Annotated in this window: 15 protein-coding genes and 1 pseudogene; 6 read left to right on the forward strand and 10 right to left on the reverse strand. The window is 56.0% G+C overall.

What is annotated here, in order from left to right:
* The first annotated feature begins 28 nt into the window (after window positions 1–28).
* Both GOW92_RS03630 and GOW92_RS03635 read left to right on the forward strand, forming a co-directional pair.
* Window positions 29–1162 (forward strand): polysaccharide biosynthesis/export family protein, encoded by a 1134-nt coding sequence (locus GOW92_RS03630; RefSeq protein WP_170558075.1) that lies wholly within the window; start codon window positions 29–31, stop codon window positions 1160–1162.
* A complete protein-coding gene (locus tag GOW92_RS03635; RefSeq protein ID WP_170558077.1) occupies window positions 1162–3159 on the forward strand; it encodes a capsular polysaccharide biosynthesis protein in 1998 nt (665 codons plus the stop codon). The genes GOW92_RS03630 and GOW92_RS03635 overlap by 1 nt, the downstream gene beginning before the upstream one ends.
* On the opposite strand, the gene ribD is transcribed toward GOW92_RS03635, so the two are convergent.
* The 6 genes from ribD to GOW92_RS03665 form a co-directional block, all read right to left on the reverse strand.
* A complete protein-coding gene (ribD, locus tag GOW92_RS03640; protein WP_170558079.1) occupies window positions 3156–4256 on the reverse strand; it encodes a bifunctional diaminohydroxyphosphoribosylaminopyrimidine deaminase/5-amino-6-(5-phosphoribosylamino)uracil reductase RibD in 1101 nt (366 codons plus the stop codon). The two genes, GOW92_RS03635 and ribD, sit on opposite strands and share 4 nt — an antisense overlap.
* Window positions 4253–4723, reverse strand: coding sequence for a transcriptional regulator NrdR (gene nrdR, locus GOW92_RS03645; protein WP_170324479.1), 471 nt, complete (start codon window positions 4721–4723; stop codon window positions 4253–4255). Before nrdR ends, ribD begins: the two co-directional genes overlap by 4 nt.
* A 121-nt stretch (window positions 4724–4844) precedes the next feature.
* Window positions 4845–5258 carry a secondary thiamine-phosphate synthase enzyme YjbQ gene (locus GOW92_RS03650; protein ID WP_170558081.1) on the reverse strand — a complete coding sequence of 138 codons (414 nt, stop codon included), beginning with the start codon at window positions 5256–5258 and terminating at the stop codon, window positions 4845–4847.
* A gap of 18 nt (window positions 5259–5276) precedes the next feature.
* Entirely contained in the window at window positions 5277–5678 is a 402-nt protein-coding gene (locus GOW92_RS03655) for a hypothetical protein (RefSeq protein WP_170558083.1), read from the reverse strand.
* A gap of 78 nt (window positions 5679–5756) precedes the next feature.
* Window positions 5757–6272 (reverse strand): DUF4166 domain-containing protein, encoded by a 516-nt coding sequence (locus tag GOW92_RS03660; protein ID WP_170558085.1) that lies wholly within the window; start codon window positions 6270–6272, stop codon window positions 5757–5759.
* A gap of 33 nt (window positions 6273–6305) precedes the next feature.
* Complete coding sequence (locus GOW92_RS03665) at window positions 6306–6740, reverse strand: thiol-disulfide oxidoreductase DCC family protein (RefSeq protein ID WP_170558088.1); 435 nt, start codon at window positions 6738–6740, stop codon at window positions 6306–6308.
* Between the two features lie 306 nt (window positions 6741–7046).
* Here GOW92_RS03665 and GOW92_RS03670 point away from each other — a divergent pair, with 306 nt between their 5' ends.
* Window positions 7047–8054, forward strand: coding sequence for a helix-turn-helix domain-containing protein (locus GOW92_RS03670; RefSeq protein WP_170558090.1), 1008 nt, complete (start codon window positions 7047–7049; stop codon window positions 8052–8054).
* A gap of 193 nt (window positions 8055–8247) precedes the next feature.
* Here GOW92_RS03670 and rpoD read toward each other — a convergent pair whose 3' ends face one another.
* From rpoD to GOW92_RS03690, 4 genes are all read right to left on the reverse strand, one after another.
* A complete protein-coding gene (gene rpoD, locus GOW92_RS03675) occupies window positions 8248–10236 on the reverse strand; it encodes an RNA polymerase sigma factor RpoD (RefSeq protein ID WP_170558092.1) in 1989 nt (662 codons plus the stop codon).
* A gap of 113 nt (window positions 10237–10349) precedes the next feature.
* The gene (gene dnaG / locus GOW92_RS03680) at window positions 10350–12299 is read right to left on the reverse strand and encodes a DNA primase (RefSeq protein ID WP_170558094.1); all 1950 of its coding nucleotides are present in this window, start codon (window positions 12297–12299) and stop codon (window positions 10350–10352) included.
* Window positions 12300–12379: 80 nt separating this feature from the next.
* Window positions 12380–12676 carry a hypothetical protein gene (locus tag GOW92_RS03685; protein ID WP_170558096.1) on the reverse strand — a complete coding sequence of 99 codons (297 nt, stop codon included), beginning with the start codon at window positions 12674–12676 and terminating at the stop codon, window positions 12380–12382.
* 154 nt (window positions 12677–12830) lie between these two features.
* Complete coding sequence (locus tag GOW92_RS03690; protein WP_170558098.1) at window positions 12831–14261, reverse strand: Glu/Leu/Phe/Val family dehydrogenase; 1431 nt, start codon at window positions 14259–14261, stop codon at window positions 12831–12833.
* A gap of 331 nt (window positions 14262–14592) precedes the next feature.
* Here GOW92_RS03690 and GOW92_RS25290 point away from each other — a divergent pair.
* The 3 genes and pseudogenes from GOW92_RS25290 to GOW92_RS03700 form a co-directional block, all read left to right on the forward strand.
* Window positions 14593–14802: pseudogene (locus GOW92_RS25290) on the forward strand (TadE/TadG family type IV pilus assembly protein); the annotation flags it as partial.
* 252 nt (window positions 14803–15054) lie between these two features.
* Entirely contained in the window at window positions 15055–16377 is a 1323-nt protein-coding gene (locus tag GOW92_RS03695; RefSeq protein ID WP_254452883.1) for a hypothetical protein, read from the forward strand.
* Window positions 16374–16907, forward strand: coding sequence for a TadE/TadG family type IV pilus assembly protein (locus GOW92_RS03700; protein WP_170558102.1), 534 nt, complete (start codon window positions 16374–16376; stop codon window positions 16905–16907). The genes GOW92_RS03695 and GOW92_RS03700 overlap by 4 nt, the downstream gene beginning before the upstream one ends.
* The last annotated feature ends 1 nt before the right edge of the window (window position 16908 follow it).

The raw sequence follows: 16908 nt of genomic DNA on the forward strand, positions 1-16908 counted from the left end.
AACAAAAGACGACTGAGGATAATCGGCAGTGCATTGCTTTCCAATTCGCTGGGCGCGAGGGGCCGCCCTTGTTGCCGTTTGTGGCGCGCTGGCCGCGTGCCAGCTTCCTAAATCAGGCCCCAACAAAACCGAGATTCTGGCGGGTTCGGTCGAGAATGGAGGAAATGCCTTTGTCGTCGAGGTGGATGACAGGGTTGCGCGGGCGACATCCAAAGTCCCTCAATTCGGCTTTTCATCTTCCTTCACCAGTGCTCAGAGTTTGACGGCGGATACCGTTCGCCCCGGCGACGTGTTGGGATTGACGATCTGGGAAAACGTTGATGACGGCCTGCTGACAGGCGAGGTCGGTTCCTCGACGAGCCTGAGCGAAGTGCAGGTGGATGCCGATGGATTCATTTTTGTCCCCTATGCCGGGCGAGTGCGCGCGTCTGGAAACACGCCCGAGCAGCTCCGTCAGGTGATCACCGAAAAACTTCAGGATCAAACGCCCGACCCTCAGGTCGAAGTCCGCCGGGCTGCGGGGAATGGCGCAACCGTCGCGCTGACAGGCAACATCTCGGCTCCGGGGATTTATCCCATCGAACTTCCGACCCGAACCCTGTCCGGAATGTTGTCGCAGGCTGGCGGCGTAGTGGAAGGTTCTGACATTGCACTCGTGACGCTGATCCGGGGCAACCAGAAAGGAACCGTTTGGTACGACGACGTATTCAGCAATCCAAAGCTGGATGTGGCGCTTCGCGGCAACGATCGCATTCTGGTGGAGGCGGACAGCCGGTCGTACATTGCCTTGGGGGCAACTGGCGGCCAATCTCGCGTCGCGTTTGACACACAGGACCTTTCGGCGCTTGAGGCATTGGCGCAGGTCGGCGGCCTGCTGTCGTTGTCCTCGGATCCTACCGGGATATTCATTCTGCGCCGGGAAAGTCAGGACATCGCGCGATCGGTGATGGGACGTTCGGACCTGCAAGGCGATCAGCGAATGGTCTACTTGTTGAACCTGACTGCCCCGAACGGGCTGTTCATTGCCCGGGATTTCGTTATCCGTGATGACGACACTATCTATGTGACCGAAGCGCCATATGCGCAGTGGACCAAGTCTATTTCCCTGATCGCTGGTGGCCTCACACCGCTGGCCAATGTCGCCACATTGACTGGCAACTGATGTCGCTTGAAACAACAGCCGGGTCTGAACGTACCCGGCTGCTTGTCTTTAATGGCGGCCTCCTTACATCTCGCCGCATTCGCCGCATGTTGGCTTTGTCCGGTTTTGACGTGCGGATTGGCCTTCCGAAACAGGGCGACAACGTTGGGGTTTGGGGTAACAGCCCAACAGCCCATCGCGGCCTTGGGGTCGCGACCCGGCACAATGCCCCAGTGTTGCGCGTGGAAGACGCCTTTCTACGATCTTTACACCCGGGCCGCAGCGGAGAGCCCCCACTTGGCCTGTTAATTGATCGGTCCGGTTTGCATTTTGACGCGAACCAGACATCTGATCTGGAAACGCTTTTGGCCACCCATCCGTTGGACGACACTGCCCTACTGAACCGTGCGCGGGGTGGGATCGAACGGATGCGCAAATTGAACCTTAGCAAGTACTCGGCTTTTGATCTGTCTGCTCTGCCGCCCGACCCCGGCTATGTGCTGGTTGTCGATCAAGTCCGCGGCGACGCAGCCGTAACGGCTAGCGCCGGGGATGAGGCGCGGTTTCGCGAAATGCTGGTAATGGCGCAGGAAGAGAACCCCGGCGCCACAGTTCTGATCAAGACACATCCGGACACCATAGCCGGGCATCGTTCGGGCTTTTTTACCACAGCCGATCAATCCGATCGCGTCTCGGTCATCAGCACGCCCGTCAGTCCGTGGGCTTTGTTGGAAGGCGCGGTCGGAGTTTACACCTTGTCCTCACAGATGGGGTTCGAGGCAATTTTGGCAGGCCACAAACCGCGTGTCTTCGGCCAACCTTTCTATGCTGGTTGGGGCCTGACGCAGGATGAAGCGCACCTGCCGCACCGTCAACGCAACCTGACGCGCGCGCAATTGTTTGCTGCGGCGATGATCCTCTACCCGACTTGGTACGATCCTTACAGGGACAAGCTGTGCCAGCTGGAAACCGTTCTGGATACGCTTGAGGCGCAAACGCGCGCCTGGCGTCAGGATAATAAGGGATGGACCGCGTCGGGTATGCGCCTGTGGAAACGCAAACATCTTCAACAAATGTTCGGACGCGAAAAAAAAGTTCGCTTCACCGCTGAACAACCGGCGCAGTCCGACCGCCCTCATATGGTCTGGGCAAGTAAGGCCAAGGGCACGGAAAGTGTCGTCCGAGTTGAGGATGGGTTTTTACGCTCGCGCGGGCTGGGCGCAGATCTTGTACCGCCGTTGTCGTTGGCGACTGACAATCAGGGGATTTATTATGACCCCACGCATCCCAGCCAATTGGAAGAGATGATTGCAGCCCGGGAAACCTTGCGACCGGATCAGGAACTGCGAGTTGAAAAACTGATCGCTCAAATCGTGTCAGCCATGATTACCAAATATAATACTGGCGATGGCGCACCGGACCTACCTGAAGGGCATCGGATACTTGTCCCTGGTCAGGTCGAAGACGATGCCTCGATCCTCTTGGGCACCAGCACTATTCGCACAAATACCGATCTGCTGCGCGTTGTGCGTGAAGCGAACCCTAACGCCATTCTGATCTACAAGCCGCACCCTGATGTCGAAGCAGGCTTACGCGATGGGGCTGTCGAAGCCGCAGAGTTTGCTGATGTCATCGCCACCCAATGCGACCCCGCAGCCCTGCTATCGCAAGTCCAGGAGGTTTGGACTATGACCTCTTTGCTGGGGTTCGAGGCTTTGATGCGCGGCACTAGTGTGACCACCCTGGGCGCACCGTTCTATGCCGGGTGGGGGCTGACGAACGATTTGGGAACCGTCCCCGCGCGAAGGGGCGCGCGACCTACGGTCTTGGGCTTGGTGCACGCGGCTCTGATCGACTACCCTCGATACATGGACCCAGTGACAGGTGACCCCTGCCCTGTCGAGGTTGCTGTCGAACGGCTGTCACAAAGCGCTGCCCCGGCAAGCGGGCCACTGCTTCGTATACTGTCAAAGTTGCAGGGGGCATTCGCGACCCACGCGCATATCTGGCGCCGTTAGCGAAGCGCTCGCGCCCAACGATGCATGATATCTGGCCCGATAACTTGAGTTTCGATCAGCTCAAAACGCGGCGCATTGTCCAACTTTTCCAGACCCAGCGTGCCGATCGCTGACAACCCTTCAGCACCAATCGCAAGACCGGCAGTGAACCCGATCAACTCATCCACCAGATCAGCAGCAAGAAGCGACGCGGCCAAAGCAGCCCCGCCCTCGCAAAACACGCGGGTCAGGCCCGCTTGTCCCAGTTGATGCAACAGGTCTACGGCGTCGATCTGATGTTCGTCCAACGCGCAGGGCAGTAAACGCGCACCCAGACCTTCCCAAGCACGCGCGCGTTCGGCATCCGGTGACGGGCCATGGCAGAGCCAAACGGGAACTTCTGCGGCAGTTCGTGCCATTTGCCCCATCAAGGGAATGTCTAGATGCCGCGAGACCACAATCCGGACGGGCTGAGCATCGACGCCAATATCCCGCACGGTCAAGGAAGGATCGTCGGCACGCGCGGTGCCTGCCCCGACCATGACCGCATCATGACGCGCGCGCATGGCATGAACGGCGCGCCGCGCCTTGGGTCCAGTAATCCATTTACTGTGGCCTGTGGCGGTGGCGATCCGCCCATCAAAACTGCTGGCCAGTTTCAAGGTTACGAACGGGCGGCCCTGTTCGGTTTTCAGAAAAAACCCGGAAAGATCTTGGGCCGCTTGGTCAGCCAGTACGCCGGTGATAACTTCGATCCCGGCATCACGCAACATCGCAAAACCCTGGCCGGAAACACGCGGATCGCTGTCTTCGATGGCCGCAACAACACGAGCCACGCCCGCCACGATCAGGGCCTCGGCACATGGCGGTGTTTTCCCGTGATGGGCGCAGGGTTCAAGCGTGACATAGACCGTGGCACCTTGTGCGGCTTCGCCGGCTTGTGCCAGCGCCTGAGGCTCAGCGTGCGGACGGCCACCCGGTTGAGTCCAGCCGCGTCCCACAATGCGCCCGTCGCGCACAATAACACAACCAACAGCCGGGTTTGGCCAGCACGTCCCTTGACCACGCCGCCCCAAAGACAGGGCAAGCGCCATATATCGCTTATCTGTTTCGCTCACTCGTCCGTCGAAGGCTGCGGCGGTCGCAGTTCGTGGACAAACTCCTCGAAATCATCGGCCGCCTGGAAATTCTTGTATACGCTCGCAAAGCGAACATAGGCGACGGTGTCGATCCGCGCCAGAGCTTCCATGACGATCTCGCCGATTTTGCTGGACGGGATATCGGTCTCGCCCATGCTTTCCAGACGGCGCACGATGCCCGAGATCATCTGGTCGATCCGATCCGGTTCAATGGGGCGTTTCTGCATCGAGATACGGATCGAACGCTCCAGCTTGTCCCGATCGAAATCTTCGCGTTTACCGTTGGTTTTGATCACCACCAGATCACGCAACTGAACGCGTTCGTAAGTCGTGAACCGGCCGCCACACGCGGGACAAAACCGTCGCCGGCGAATGGCCACATGATCCTCCGCTGGGCGTGAATCTTTGACCTGAGTATCGATATTTCCGCAAAACGGGCAGCGCATCCGCCGTCTCCTCGTCCCTGGTTCGGCCTCTTTTTGTAAGCTTTGCCGCTTACTTATCCACAACTATAGGATAGCCGCTAGAGTTTGGGTAGTCGGAAATTTTCACCGCAATATAAAGGGGTCAGGCGAAGTGTGCCGCCACCTTTCGCGTGTGCGCTGCAGTACGGTGTTCAAAAAGATAAATACCTTGCCATGTCCCCAGTACCGGACGCCCGGCGGACACGGGAATAGACAATGACACAGGTAAAAGAGCTGCCTTGATATGAGCAGGCATATCGTCGGGACCCTCGTAGATATGCCGCAGGTAAGCCATCGCAGGGTCATTGGAAGGCGGGACTAGCCTTTCAAAAAAGGCACGCAGATCTGTTTGTACCTCGGGGTCAGCATTTTCCTGAATTATCAGCGAACAGGACGTATGTCGCACGAACATTGTCAGTAGGCCATCGCCTGAGACCGAGTTCAGCCAGTTGCGCACGTCCGCGGTGAACTCATACAACCCCGGCCCGTTCGTCGAAATAATAAACTCGGTCTGCATATTACGATACGTCCTGGCTCAACGGAACCTAGGAACAACGTGACAGCGACCATTGGCCCCCTGAACCGACATACTTTCGCCAGCCTTAAAACCGACTGAGAACGAACTGCTTTGCTGTGCCACGTTTGTCGGTTGCTGAAGCGAGAATTGAACAGCTGTGCGGCGACCTGTTGCTTCGCTGGGACCATAGCCGCGCCAGACATAAATACGCTGTTGCCAGCCTGCACCTAAAGTCCGACGCGCATAGTCCGCAGCCGCGCACCAATATCCATCCACATCCTGGCGTGCCCGAGGGATCACTTCGAATACAGTGTTGTTAACAGAAACTGTTTGATACCCGTTTCGCGCGGCCGAGGCCGACGACACCGGAACAGTCAGCAAGATCGCGGCCGAAACCGCTAAAGTCATAACCTTTTTCATAATCATACTCTCATTCGTTTCGAGGTGATTTTTCAAATAGTATACATTCTTACCCGGCAAAGCTGGTTCACAATCAATTCAGTCGAAGGCAGTCCCGACGTGATCGCACGTTAGCCAGCCCTGATACCGGATCAAAGCTCCGATAAGCGGCATCCGCGCTGAAACATCAAACCGAAACCGTCCTTCTTCATCCTGCCATTCCACAGTCTTTGATTGCGGCAAAAGCAGCTTTGGGCAGGGTATGCGCAGCAAGCTGAGGCGCAGGATCTGGATCTCTAACTGCTCGTTCGCATAAACCGGCTTCAGCCAGACAGAAATCTGTCCAAACTGTTCGCGGACGCATCCCATTTGATGATCCAATGCCAGCCGTGATTGCGTGACGTGACCATCGAAATCGCGCGTCCAAAACCAAGTGCCCCCCTCTTGATCGATCCTGAGCCGCACCGGGATGTCGTCACCCCCAAGCGGCATACTGGCAAAGCGCAACGCGACCTTGGCCAACCACCCCTTGCCCGGCTTGACCGAGCATCGCCCGGAATAAATTCCGCCCGAGTTATGCAATGCCTGCAACGCTTTGGGCAGGCTTGTTCCCATTGGCAAGGCTTGCAAAAAAGGATCGGGTTGCACTCAGAACCCCTCGGGCAGGAAACGAGCACGCAGAGCTTTGTCCGGGACCATGCAGGTCGGTGAACGCCCAAAGATGGCATACCGGTTTCTGGCAATCGCGTAATAAAGTGGGTCTTTGATGATACTTGGAAGGTATTTGCAGATCGAAAGAGCACGCCAGATCCCTGGCAGCTTGTGCATCGCGGCGGCGAAAGCATCCAACCGTTGATGCACGACGCCATCGGTCACAACGAGATTGGTTTCAAAGTCCCGGGCCGGCAGTCCAAGTTCATTGTACAGCCGTTGTCCCAACGGCGATTGCGCGGTGGCAAATTTGAACTGTTGCGCTTTGTCCCGCGCGACCATGAAACGAAAGAAGCCCGAACACAGAACGCATTCGCCGTCAAAGACAATGAAATCCTGACCATCTGCCGCATCGGTTGCCAGTGTGGTCATATCAGTTACGCCTGCTAACCCAATTTGACGCACATTCGCACCACTACGCCTTTCCGGCAATGCGACACTGGGCCATCTTTGCGAAATAGGATGTGTCGGGGAGCCTCGGGTCATCTGCGCGACAAGTTTCCTGGGCTCTGGCCTCATCCCCACAAGGCCTAACCCGACAGCACGCGGAAAATACGCTTGATGGTCACTGTAGTCTTGCGAAGTTCAGCCATTGTCATTTGAATAGGTGACAACACTGTCACCAGCGGCCGGAATTTCGACTGTGATCAGAAACATGCTGCTAACTCGGGTTTGAACATGGACGTCGATATTGCGCGCATTCAAGTGTTGTCCAAAACGTTGGATCAACGGGCAAAAGATCCTTCGATTGGGGATCGCGTTCTGGCCAAATCCGGTTTGAGCCGCAGCGACATTGCGCCACCTGCAACAGCCTATAGCGCACACAAAGAGGCGTTGTTTGTCCGCTACGCCTGCGACGCGCTGAATGACATCACCTTTTCGGCCAGTGCTGGGCTTGGCTTCAGGTCGTCCTCCAGCCTGACGGCGTATATCAGTAAATACTCGCGTGATCTGAAGCAGGTGATCGAAAACTCGTCGCGGTTTCACGGGATGATAGACCCGGCGTTATACTTCAGTCTGCGCGTTTCCGGAAATTTTGCTTCAATCGAAGCCGACTGGAAGGATGCCAGTTTTGCCCGATATCACCGTCGTACCGAATTTTTGGTTTTCGCGGCCCTCGCCCGCATACGCTCGCTAACGCAAACAAGTTTCTATCCTATCGAAATCCGCTTTCAACACGAGGTCGGCGAAGCCAGAAAAGAGTTTCAGAAACTAGCGGGCTTTCCTGTGTCCTTTGGTTCAGAACGGTTGGAAATTATACTGACGCTGTCTTCATTGGATCTTCCGGTGCCGACATATGACCCCTCTCTGCGCGAGCATCTTCTGTCATATGGCGACAGGGTTCAGGCCGAAAGTGACCAGCCCGCGCAAAAACTCAGGGCGCAAGTCGAGGGGCTGATCACCCGGTCGATGCCCGGCGCGATTATTCAGGCGGACGACGCAGCCTCGAACCTTGGGATGAGCCCGCGCACCTTTGCCAGACGGTTGAATGACGAAGGCACAAGCTATCGTGAGATTGTCGAAGACCTGAGATGTGATCTGGCGCAGACTTTTATCACCAACGGGATGCCTTTATCGGAAATCGCCTATTCGCTGGGTTATGCGGATCAACCTGCGTTTTCCACCGCTTTCAAACGCTGGACCGGTCAGGCACCCAGCACGTTCCGCACTCGGTTGGAACCGTAACACGGAAAGGGTGGCCGGGGGTCGTCAGCGGCACAGCCTCACCCCGGCCTGTCCCATGAGTGGACAAGGCAGAAATAGGGGCCACATCGCTGCATGACTTGTGAGTTCTCGCCAATTTGAGGTCTGAACCGGTCACCGTGATCAACGCGTGAACAGATAAGAAAAAGGCGCCTCGGTTGAGGCGCCTTTTCGATTACTGATCCAAGAATGACCGCAGTTTGCGCGATCGGCTGGGATGTTTGAGTTTGCGCAGCGCTTTCGCCTCGATCTGACGAATACGTTCGCGGGTCACGCTGAACTGCTGGCCGACCTCTTCCAAAGTGTGGTCGGTGTTCATACCGATGCCAAAGCGCATCCGCAGAACCCGTTCCTCACGCGGCGTAAGCGAGGCCAGAACCCGAGTGGTCGTTTCCTTGAGGTTTTCCTGAATGGCGCTGTCCAAAGGCAACACGGCATTCTTGTCCTCAATGAAATCGCCCAGCTGGCTGTCTTCCTCGTCGCCAATTGGCGTTTCGAGTGAGATCGGCTCTTTGGCGATCTTCATCACCTTGCGGACCTTTTCCAGCGGCATCTGCAGCTTCTCGGCCAGTTCTTCCGGCGTCGGCTCGCGACCGATCTCGTGCAGCATTTGACGACCGGTCCGGACCAGCTTGTTGATCGTTTCGATCATGTGGACCGGGATACGGATCGTGCGGGCCTGATCCGCGATCGAACGCGTGATCGCCTGACGGATCCACCAGGTCGCATAGGTCGAGAACTTGTAGCCACGGCGGTATTCGAACTTATCCACCGCCTTCATCAGGCCGATGTTACCTTCCTGAATAAGATCAAGGAATTGCAGGCCGCGGTTTGTGTACTTTTTGGCAATCGAGATCACGAGGCGCAGGTTGGCTTCAACCATTTCCTTCTTGGCCTGACGTGCCTCTTTTTCACCCTTCTGAACTTGCTGAACGATGCGGCGGAATTCAGGGATATCCAGTCCGACATACTGACCGACCTGAGCCATATCGTTGCGCAGTTCCTCGACCTTGGCGGTCGAGCGTTCGATGAACATCTGCCAACCCCGGCCCGGCTTTTCTGCCATCTCGGCCAGCCAGTTCGGGTCCAGTTCGCGCCCGCGATAAGCATCAATGAATTCACGGCGGTTGATACGTGCCTGATCCGCCAGTTTCACCATCGAACTATCCAGCGACATGATACGGCGGTTGATGCCGTAAAGCTGGTCGATCAGCGCTTCGATACGGTTGTTATGCAGGTGCAGACCATTCACCAGTTCGACGATCTCAGACCGCAGCTGTTGATAGGTCGCCTCTTCTTTTTCCGAGAACGTGTCGTCTTCGTTCAGAGTCGCCGAGATCCGGCTGTCCTGCATTTCCGACAGCATCGAGAAGTCTGTCGAGATCCGCTCGAGCGTAGTCAGCACCTGATCTTTCAGCGCGGCTTCCATCGCGGCCAGCGACATGTTGGCCTGATCGTCGTCGTCATCATCGTCATCGTTGTTGAGCGGATTGCCATCGGCATCCAACTCAGGCCCTGTATCCTTGGCAGGCTTGGCGGCCTGAACGGCTGATGTATCGACAACAGTTTCTTCAACGTCGCCGTCTTCATCCATCTGGTTGCCGAACGTGGCCTCCAGATCGATGACATCGCGCAACAGAATGTCTTCCGACAACAATTCGTCGTGCCAGATGGTGATCGCCTGGAAAGTCAGAGGGCTTTCACACAGACCGGCGATCATGGTGTTCCGACCTGCTTCGATCCGCTTGGCGATGGCAATCTCGCCTTCGCGGCTCAGCAGTTCGACGCTGCCCATCTCGCGCAAGTACATGCGCACGGGGTCGTCGGTCCGGTCCAGCTTTTCGGTCGCGGCACCAGACAGCGCAACTTCGCGGTTACTGTCGGTGGTCGTCAGTTCGGTCGAGCCTTTATTCTCTTCCTCTTCGGCCTCTTCATCTTCGATGATGTTGATGCCCATCTCGGACAGCATCGACATAACGTCTTCGATCTGTTCCGAGCTCACCTGATCAGGCGGCAGAACCTGATTGAGCTGGTCGTAGGTGATGTAACCTTTCTCGCGAGCCTCGGCGATCATTTTCTTGACCTGAGCCTGGCTCATGTCCAGCGAGATTTCCTGTTCCTGCTCTTCGGATTTGCGGTCTTCGTTCGTATCCTTGGCGGCCATTCAATGCTCCTGCAGGGATGGGTGATTCGTTTGTACCGAATCATTAGCGCGTTGAAGTGATTCGGCCACCCGTTTACCCGTTTTTCTTTTCCAGTGCCTTACGAAAACACCACTTATCGCCGTTTCCGTTCAAAATTGATGCCAGACATGATCGCCTGAAACGCGTCTTTCTCGTCGCGGTTGATTCGTGCGCCGTTGTCGGCGACGTCGAATATCGCTCTGTCTTCGTTCTGACTGCGGCTTGTGCGGTTACGCTCTTCGGCGGCCTGGGCCAGCCGATAGGTCAGCGCCTCATCAGCCAGATCGGACAATTCCTCTGCAGCTTCAGCAATCTCGGCATCTAACCCCCGGAGCGCTTTGATTTTCGCGAGTTCCTCGGCCAGCGTTATCTCGGCCTTTTCAACGTCGCCCGGTTTGAACACACAGGGGATAACTGCGACATGGCGAAGGGCCAGCAGGTTTTCAAGGATCTCGCCGCCTAAAGTTTCGATAATGTGGTCTTTAAGGTGATCGGGGTCGTCGATCGCGTGTCGCAAAATGGCGCCGCGCAGAGCCGCGTGATCGGGATCATGGCATTCCATTTCTTCAAGCTGATGCTCGAATTGGATAACGACAGAGGGGTTCAGGACGGCAATCGCCAGAATAGCGGCCTCGCGCATCTGGATGTCTGCGTTTTCAGACGACGCCAGAAAAGACGAGCGCGCACCCGGAGTTGCCGGCTGTTTTGGAGGTTGCCACTTGCCGCGTGGCTGCCACTGGCGGTTTTGCGGCTGGCGTTGCGGGCGGAACAACTGCCAGCGAAGATCTTTGATCTCTTGCCCATAATGCGACCGGATCGAAGGGTCGCGGATCAATTTAATCTTTTCTCTCAATGACTTGTCTAGTGCCGCCTTGCGTTCGGGACTGTCGAAAACTTTGCCTTCAATCTCACGCTGCCACAGCAATTTGACCATTGGAATCGCGCCTTCCAATACCGCATGAACGGCCCCCGATCCTTCGGCGCGCAGCAGGTCGTCAGGGTCTTTGCCCTCGGGCATTAATGCAAAACGCAGGGATTTACCCGCCTCCAGCAGCGGCAAGGCCAGATCAACCGCACGCATCGCGGCGCGCAAACCCGCCTGATCGCCGTCCAGCGCTATGATCGGCTCGTCTGAGACGCGCCACAGGAGCTGCAACTGGTGTTCGGTAATAGCCGTGCCCAGCGGCGCGACCGACGCTCCGAACCCGGCTTCGGCCAGGGCGATCACGTCCATATACCCTTCGGCTACAATCAAGGGCTGCCCCTTGCCGGCGGCTTGTCGTGCCGGGCCGTGGTTATAAAGACTGCGACCCTTATCGAACAATTCGGTCTCGGGCGAGTTCAGGTATTTCGCGTTGTCGTTGGGGTCCATTGCCCGCCCGCCGAATGCGATGCACCGACCGCGCGGATCGCGGATGGGGTACATGATCCGATTGCGGAACGTATCATAGGGCTTTTTGCCCTTGTTCGAGGGCTTGGCCAGCCCGGCGCCAAGGATCAGGTCCTCGGCAACATTTTTGCCGCGCAGGTGATCCCACAGCCCTTGCCAACCGTCAGGTGCAAAACCGATCTCCCACCGGTCCAGAGCCTGAGCATCCAAACCTCGACGCGTCAAATAGTCTCGCGCAGCACCCCCTGCCCCGGTCTTGAGCTGCAGGCGAAAAAACTGCACCGCCTGTTCCATCACGTCGGCCAGTTGCGACCGGCGATCCTGTTTTTCCTGAGCTTTTGGATCACGCGCGGGCATCGGCATGCCCGCCTCCCGCGCCAGAATCTCCACCGCTTCGATGAACGAGACATTCTCGGTCTCTTTCACAAAGCTGATCGCATCCCCTTTGGCGTGGCAACCAAAGCAGTAATAAAACCCCTTCTGGTCATCGACATGGAAGGACGCGGTCTTTTCGTGGTGAAACGGGCATGGCGCCCACATGTCACCTTTGCCCTGGTTGGACTTGCGTGCATCCCACGTGACTTTACGCCCGACGACCTGAGACAAGCTAAGGCGGGTGCGCAGTTCATCCAGAAATCCGGGGGGCAAAGACATGGGTCAAACCTGACAGAAACAGGAACGCGCGCCAAGGGCATGACGCGCGTTTGTCCACAGGGAAATGATGGGGCTGTGGATTATTGCTGCAAACACAGTTCAAGCCAGGCGGCACCCAAATCCTTTTTGCGCACGTCGCGCATCTTTTGCTCATAAACCCATGGCGCGATCAACGGGATGGCCGCATTGTAGTTCTCGGGCCAGGTCGGGCCTGTATCGGCGACCGCCTGCGGCACGTCGCGCTCTTTCACACGGTCCAGCCGAGCCTTCTGAATCGCCGCAACAACATCAGCCTGATATTTGCAGCTTTGCTCTTTGGTCTCTTCCGCAGCTAAGGGGGTGGCCAGCAAAGCGGCGGCTAGGACGATACGCAACATGGGGTACTCCGGTAATCGATTCTGTCGCTGCAGCTTACCTGTAGCGGACGTTGCCTGCCATTACCGTTTTCGGCGTATCTGAAGGGACCAAGGGACCCCATCTTCGCGGCTGGGGCAACCTGACAAAGCCAGATTGCCCCGAGCTCTCAGACCATCACAGCCCTTTGGCGCGATAGCTTTTGGAGACACGGTCGATGGCCACAATATAGGCCGCAGTCCTCAGGTCCTCGACATCATCACGGCTGTGCCAGACCTCACGCATCGACTGATACGCAATCCGCATAGTGTCATCGAGACCGGAACGCACCAGCTCCAGCTCATCAGCACCGCGCAGATACTTGGCCTTAAAGTCCGGCGACATCGACCAGGCATCGCCCAAGTAACGATCCAGCCGCTCCAGCTCGCTGACGATCAGCTCGTGCCGCGCCTCTTCTTGACGGCGCTGCATACGGCCAAAGCGAATATGGCTGAGGTTCTTGACCCATTCGAAATAGGAAACCGTCACACCACCCGCGTTTGCGTACATGTCCGGAATGATCACCGTACCCTTTTTGCGCAGAATCTCATCCGCACCGGCAGTCACTGGGCCATTCGCGGCCTCAATGATCAAAGGTGCCTTGATCCGGTCTGCATTAGACAGGTTGATGACGGCCTCCAGCGCAGCAGGAATTAGGATGTCGCAGTCTTCTTCAAGAACCGCCCCACCCTCGGCCGAGTGTGTCGCATCGGGATAATCACTAACGCCGCCATGCTTGACGATCCACTGGCGTACAGATTCCACGTCGATCCCGTCGGGATTATAAAGCGCACCATCCCACTCGATGATGCCGACAATTCTGGAACCATCCTCTTCGCTCAGGAACTTCGCAGCGTGATAACCCACATTGCCCAGGCCCTGAACAATGATACGTTTGCCATCCAGTTTGCCGGTCAACCCTGCCTTTTGCATGTCTTCCGGGTGGCGGAAGAACTCACGCAACGCGTATTGGATGCCGCGGCCTGTCGCCTCGACCCGGCCAGCAATGCCGCCCGCATTCAGTGGTTTACCGGTCACACAGGCGCGCGAGTTGATGTCCGTCGTGTTCATCCGAGCGTATTGATCCGCCATCCAGGCCATCTCACGCTCACCTGTTCCCATGTCGGGGGCTGGCACGTTTTGCGAGGGGTTGATCAGATCGCGCTTGGCCAGCTCATAGGCAAAGCGGCGGGTGATCTGCTCCAACTCGTGCTCTTCGTATTTTCGGGGATCGATGCACAATCCCCCTTTTGATCCACCAAAGGGCGTTTCGACCAGAGCACATTTATAAGTCATCAGGGCGGCAAGCGCCTCGACCTCGTCCTGGTTCACAGCAAGGGCGTAACGAATACCGCCCTTAACAGGTTCCATATGTTCGGAATGAACCGAGCGGTAACCAGTGAAAGTATGAATATCGCCGCGCAGGCGGACACCAAACCGAACGGTGTAGGTGGCGTTGCAGACCCGGATCTTTTCCTCAAGCCCCGGCGGCAGGTCCATAAGGGACGCCGCCCTGTTAAACATCAAATCTACACTTTCGCGAAAGCTTGGTTCATTAATGGCCGTCATGTAATCCTCCGTGCCGACGAACGACGAGCGTTCTGACGTTTTGTCGCACCCATTGCCTAAACGATCAATATTTAAGCAACAATAAAACCCGAATTCATCACAAAGACTCTCGGGCCGGGTTGAGTCGCGCTCCGGGCTTAAGTGCCGAAATATTGTCGCCTGACGGAAAACAGAGATCGAAAAGCTGTTCAATTATCTACGCTTCACGCCCAAAGTTGCCATATCTCGGGCACTTCCGCCCAATTCACGCCACGATTCGCCGTTAGTTTTCAAACGTTAACTTTTCCTTAGCAGCGCCGGATGTCTGCTCAGCGAGGTCGGCTAGATGAAAATGCGCGTATTTAAGTGCAACACCAAGAATTATAAGAATGCAGCCGCGGTTGCTCGTCGATTTTCACGCGACGAGGAAGGTGGCGCATTCATTATCTTCGTTGTGGTTGGTTTTTTGCTCATATTTGCGACGGCAGGTATTGGCGTTGATATTATGAACTTTGAACGCGACAGAGCGAGCCTACAGGGTACGCTGGACCGCGCCGTTCTTGCCGCAGCCAACGTGAAACAAAAACTACCTCCTTCGGACGTAGTTAAGTCTTACATTGAGAAGTCCGACGTCCACGGCAAGCTTATCGGCGAACCCGAAGTAGAAGACGATCCTCGCGCCGGGGCGAGAAAAGTTACCGCGAATGCGGCGGTCGACGTCAAAACGCACTTCATGTGGTTTTTTGGGTATCCGTCGCTAACCGCTTCGGTCACAAGCGTCGCGGAAGAGGCCATTGGAGCGATCGAAATCGCGATGGTTCTGGATATTTCCGGCTCAATGAGCTGGGATTCCGCGACGGAAGACAAAACAAAAATGGAAGCCCTTCAGGACGCCGCCACCCAGTTCGTGACAACGATGTACGAGAAAGAGAACCCGGACAAGATTTCGATCTCGATCATTCCGTACAACAACCAAGTGAATGCCGGTGAAAATATCCTGAGCAACATGCCGGGCGTAACGACCGAACATGATTATTCACACTGCGTTGACTTTGTTGATAGTGATTTCAAGGAAAACGCGATTAATCCGAACCAAGTTCTCAATCGAACGGCGCACTTCGATCGCAGAAACTATAATGACGACTATGAAGATGAAAGACACTACGTCTCGCGTTCGGTCTGCACCACCAGAGCGGGCAGCGAAATTACGGCAATGACGAATATTGTTTCCGACTTGCACGATCAGATCGCAGCAATGTCGCCGGGCGGAAACACGTCGATTGATATTGGCGTGAAATGGGCTGCTGCGCTGCTGGATCCTCAATTCCAGCCAGTCATAAACAAACTTTCAAAGCAGAACGTCGATCCTGATTCCGTGGATCCGGATACGGGTCTGGACATCTCCACGGGCCTGTCACCCCAGAAAATTGTTCCGGCGGTGTTTGACAACCGTCCGATGAAATACGAGGCGAACGTTAAAAAGATCATGATCGTCATGACCGATGGCGAAAACACCGAAAACTGGATTCTGAACGAGGCATACCGCGATGGAGCTTCGGATGTTTGGTACAACCCCAATTATGAGCAAGAAGTCACAAATTGCTGGTATAACAGGTGGGGTCAACGCCGCTGTGAGACCAACAGGTACACCGGCGAATACAGCGTCCGCACCACGGCCCCTGACGTCACGCCACCAGAGTATTACTGGACCAGACAAGAACTGGCAGGTCAGTCCGAGCCCTTTGGCGGCGAAGCGGATGATCAATCAGTGCGCCTGACCTACCCGCAACTGTGGAACCGCGTCACTTTGGACTGGAATGCAGAATATAACTACGCTTGGCAGTCCAACCACAATCAAACTTGGTATGACAACGCATTCACCACAGTTTATCGATCCGAAAAAGACACCCGTCTTTCTGATATCTGCAGCGAGGTCAAGGGTAAGGACATTGATGTTTATGGCATTGCGTTTGAAGCACCCGCTGTGGGCGTTACCGCAATCGATAATTGTTCAAGCGGCGCAGGGTTCTTTTACGAAGTCAAAAAGAGTGGCGGCCTCGGAGAAAGCGAACAAACAATTACGCAAGTGTTTGAATCCATTGCTACCGCAATCAAACGTCTGAGGTTGACGCAATGACCCTCAGTCTTCTGAAAAAAGCGGCCGGGTTCAAACGATCAGAGCGCGGTTCCGTAACGGTTGAATTCGCCTTGTGGTTCCCTCTCTACATGTTTTTCATTCTGGGCGTCATCGATTATTCGATGGTCTCGATTCAGAAAGCGATGCTGGATCGATCGATGGATCTGGTCGTGCGCGACATTCGCCTTGGGATCAATTTGCCAGACACCGAGCATGATACGATCAAAGATGCTATCTGCGAACATATGGTGGTAATGCCAGCATGCTCTAACAACCTGCAATTGGAGATGATCGTTCAGGATCCGTATAGCGGTGTAAGTCTGCCCGCTGCTCCGGACTGCGTCGACCGAGCCGAAGAGGCCAAGCCAGTCCGCGAGTTCTCTAACGGAGGATCAAACGCGCTGATGATCATGCGCGCCTGTATAAAATTTGACCCAATTATCCCCACGACCGCAATGGGTCGGGCTGTGTCTGGTGATGATGGTCTGGTCACACTTACGGCGACGACCACTTTTGTTCAGGAGCCTTAAT

This window comes from Ruegeria atlantica (genome assembly GCF_013032505.1).
GTDB lineage: Bacteria > Pseudomonadota > Alphaproteobacteria > Rhodobacterales > Rhodobacteraceae > Ruegeria > Ruegeria atlantica_F.

Excerpts from the sequence above, each read along its gene's own strand:
- GOW92_RS03635 (WP_170558077.1), top strand. The coding sequence starts at position 1,162 with ATGTCGCTTGAAACAACAGCCGGGTCTGAACGTACCCGGCTGCTTGTC.
- nrdR (WP_170324479.1), bottom strand. The coding sequence starts at position 4,723 with ATGCGCTGCCCGTTTTGCGGAAATATCGATACTCAGGTCAAAGATTCA.
- GOW92_RS03650 (WP_170558081.1), bottom strand. The coding sequence starts at position 5,258 with ATGCAGACCGAGTTTATTATTTCGACGAACGGGCCGGGGTTGTATGAG.
- GOW92_RS03655 (WP_170558083.1), bottom strand. The coding sequence starts at position 5,678 with ATGAAAAAGGTTATGACTTTAGCGGTTTCGGCCGCGATCTTGCTGACT.
- GOW92_RS03660 (WP_170558085.1), bottom strand. The coding sequence starts at position 6,272 with ATGGGAACAAGCCTGCCCAAAGCGTTGCAGGCATTGCATAACTCGGGC.
- GOW92_RS03665 (WP_170558088.1), bottom strand. The coding sequence starts at position 6,740 with ATGACCACACTGGCAACCGATGCGGCAGATGGTCAGGATTTCATTGTC.
- GOW92_RS03670 (WP_170558090.1), top strand. The coding sequence starts at position 7,047 with ATGGACGTCGATATTGCGCGCATTCAAGTGTTGTCCAAAACGTTGGAT.
- rpoD (WP_170558092.1), bottom strand. The coding sequence starts at position 10,236 with ATGGCCGCCAAGGATACGAACGAAGACCGCAAATCCGAAGAGCAGGAA.
- dnaG (WP_170558094.1), bottom strand. The coding sequence starts at position 12,299 with ATGTCTTTGCCCCCCGGATTTCTGGATGAACTGCGCACCCGCCTTAGC.
- GOW92_RS03685 (WP_170558096.1), bottom strand. The coding sequence starts at position 12,676 with ATGTTGCGTATCGTCCTAGCCGCCGCTTTGCTGGCCACCCCCTTAGCT.
- GOW92_RS03690 (WP_170558098.1), bottom strand. The coding sequence starts at position 14,261 with ATGACGGCCATTAATGAACCAAGCTTTCGCGAAAGTGTAGATTTGATG.
- GOW92_RS03695 (WP_254452883.1), top strand. The coding sequence starts at position 15,055 with ATGGTTCTGGATATTTCCGGCTCAATGAGCTGGGATTCCGCGACGGAA.
- GOW92_RS03700 (WP_170558102.1), top strand. The coding sequence starts at position 16,374 with ATGACCCTCAGTCTTCTGAAAAAAGCGGCCGGGTTCAAACGATCAGAG.